3 protein-coding genes are annotated in these 2,643 nt (G+C 62.3%); 1 reads left to right on the plus strand and 2 read right to left on the minus strand.

Annotation, left to right across the window (positions count from 1 at the left end; genetic code table 11):
* Positions 1 to 528: a cupin domain-containing protein gene (locus ABW043_RS16030; protein ID WP_353922203.1), complete on the minus strand. Its 528-nt coding sequence runs from the start codon at positions 526 to 528 to the stop codon at positions 1 to 3.
* A gap of 21 nt (positions 529 to 549) precedes the next feature.
* Positions 550 to 1,479, minus strand: coding sequence for an NADP-dependent oxidoreductase (locus tag ABW043_RS16035; RefSeq protein ID WP_353922204.1), 930 nt, complete (start codon positions 1,477 to 1,479; stop codon positions 550 to 552).
* A gap of 92 nt (positions 1,480 to 1,571) precedes the next feature.
* Here ABW043_RS16035 and ABW043_RS16040 point away from each other — a divergent pair, with 92 nt between their 5' ends.
* Positions 1,572 to 2,456, plus strand: coding sequence for a LysR family transcriptional regulator (locus ABW043_RS16040; RefSeq protein ID WP_353922205.1), 885 nt, complete (start codon positions 1,572 to 1,574; stop codon positions 2,454 to 2,456).
* The last annotated feature ends 187 nt before the right edge of the window (positions 2,457 to 2,643 follow it).

Below are 2,643 nucleotides of genomic sequence, written 5' to 3' on the forward strand. Positions count from 1 at the left end.
TCATGCTTTGGGCGGCAGAAACTCGCTCTTGAAGCGCAGAGCATTGGCCATCATCAGACCCCGGATTTCGCTCAGCCGCTCTGGGCTCGGCACTGCTGGAGGAGAGGTGCGGGTCGGCAAGACTTCGCCGGCAAGCTTGAAGAACTCGTCCTGCCCCGACGGCAGGCAGAGGCACAGGAACCGGGCGGGCGTGGCTGAAGCGACGCGGAAGACGTGTGGTGCGTTGGCCGGGATGTTGATGGCCTGGCCGGGCCCAATTCGATGCTGCTCATCACGGAAAGTCACGTCCAGTTCGCCTTCGAGCATGTAGAACATTTCCTCGAAGTCGTGCCGGTGAGGCGGCGGCCCCCCAGAGGGCACGAGCATCTCGATTAGCGTATATGCGCCACCCGTCTGTTCGCCCGAGAACAGGATGGTGTAGGTGCCGGCGCCGATGCCGAGATGGGTGAGGCCCGGATCGTCTGCATGGACGATGGTGGCATTGCGGCTGAGGTCGTCTGCCGGCAGGGCGGTGTAGGGTTCAGACATTTCGGAATTCCTTTGTGAGAGCTAGAGGGCGAAGTCGGCGACGGTCTTGCCAGGGCCATGGCCCGTGCGGTTGCGCTCTATTGCCGCTGGGATGGCTGCGAACGGCACGGTCTCCTCGATGGTGGCATTGAGCTGACCGTCGGCGACGGCACGGACGATGGCGGCGAGGCGCTCGCCGTCAGGCTGCATCATAAAGGCGATGCCGTGACGACCGTCGGTGCGAGGGGCGGCTATGTCGAAGCGAGCCGCGCTCACCATGGTCCCACCCTCACGAAGTACTGACCACGACCGGTCCGGTGCGTCGGCGCCGACAAGGTCGATGACGAGATCGACCCCGGACACCATGTCTTCGAATGTCTCGGTGACCCTGTCGATGACGGTGGTGACGCCCAGATCAAGCAGGTGCTGCCGACTGGATGGCGACGCGGTCGCGATGACGTTGAGATCCATTTGCTTGGCCATCTGCACGAGCAGCGTGCCGACACCGCCGGCGGCGCCGTGCACGAGCATGGTGTTGCCAGCCTTGGGTGCGCCGGCAGCATGCAGCATCTGCCAGGCTGTCAATCCGGCGACCGGCAATGCAGCAGCAACCTGGTTGGAAACCTTGGACGGCATAGGCGCCAGCAGCATTTCCGGCACCGCCACATATTCGGCATAGGCGCCATTGCCGGGGGCGGCGAGACCAAAGACGCGGTCGCCGACGGCGAAGCGGGAGCCAGGCCCGACGGCATGGACTTCACCGGCGAGTTCGAGGCCGAGAACTGTCGGGAAGACGGTGGGCATGGCATCACGGAGGTAACCTTCACGGATCTTCCAGTCGAGGCCGTTGATGCCTGCGGCGCGGACGCGCACGACCACCAGGCCAGGTGAGGCCTCGGGAAACTGTGTGGTGGACGCCTTGATGGTGTCGACGCCGCCGAACTGGGTGAGGATGATTGCCTGGTTGTTCATGTCTGTTCTCCTTGGACATGGACAAGCTATTATGTTTCATTTTCAGCGCGCAGACGCGAATATCGAGACAGAGGGTATCATTATTGAAACGCATGGACCTTGAGACCCTGGCCGACTTCGTCCTCGTTGCCGCGCATGGCGGTTTGGGCAAGGCCGCGCGAAGCACCGGCCGATCAAAGGCAACTCTGTCACGCAAGGTAACGGAGCTCGAAGACGCACTTCAGGTGCGTCTGGTCGACCGCGGCGCCACACATCTGCGGCTGACCGCCGAGGGCGAAGCGCTGCTCACCCGCACACGCGGACTGATCGGCGAACTGGCGCAAGCCGGCGACGACATCCGCAATGGCGGCAGCCAGCTTTCGGGCTTGCTGCGCATCACTGCGCCAGTGCTGTTCAGTCATGTAGCCCTGAGCCGTGCTGCGGCGCTGTTCTCACAACTCCATCCTCACCTGCAGATCGAGATCAATGCCGAAGATCGTTTTGTCGACCCGGTCGAGGAGGGCTACGACCTCGTTATCCGCACCAATCCCAAACCGACGGAGAGCATGGTGGGGCGTCGCCTCTTCACCGACGAATTGGCGCTGGTGGCCGCTCCGAAGGTAACGCGGCCGCCTGCCGGCGGACCCGTCGACGCGATCTTGATGAGCCGGATCGGCGAGGTGCGCGACTGGGTGGTCGATGCAGGTGAAGGCCCCGTGACCTATCAACCCCAGCCCATCATGCGGCTTTCATTGATCATGATGATCCATCAGGCCGTGCAGGCCGGACGCGGAGCAGCGGTTTTGCCGTGGTCGCTGGTGGCCGAAGAGGTCGCGTTGGGACGCCTCGCGCACTGGGGACACGTTATCAATCGCCCCATCGAGGTCTGGGTGCTGCATGCGTCGTCCAGACTGTCGAGCCCGAAAGTCACCAGTTTCGCGGCGTTCCTCGCGGCTCAGTTTCCCGATGGAAAGCTTCTCATTTCTAGTAAGTCATGATTTCTGGTGAGCGCCCCATTCCGGCCATTCGAGAGTATTGGGAGAAATCCCAATAGCTGCCATTCCGCCATACTCGCGTATGTGAGATCCAACGCATGACTTACGATCGTGGTGTTAATGGATGTTGGGCGCTGAAAACAGGCAAGGGCCGCATGGCGGTTGACTCTTTAACTAAGGTGTCTTCTCC

It is taken from the genome of Devosia sp. (assembly GCF_040509215.1).
Classification (GTDB): domain Bacteria; phylum Pseudomonadota; class Alphaproteobacteria; order Rhizobiales; family Devosiaceae; genus Devosia.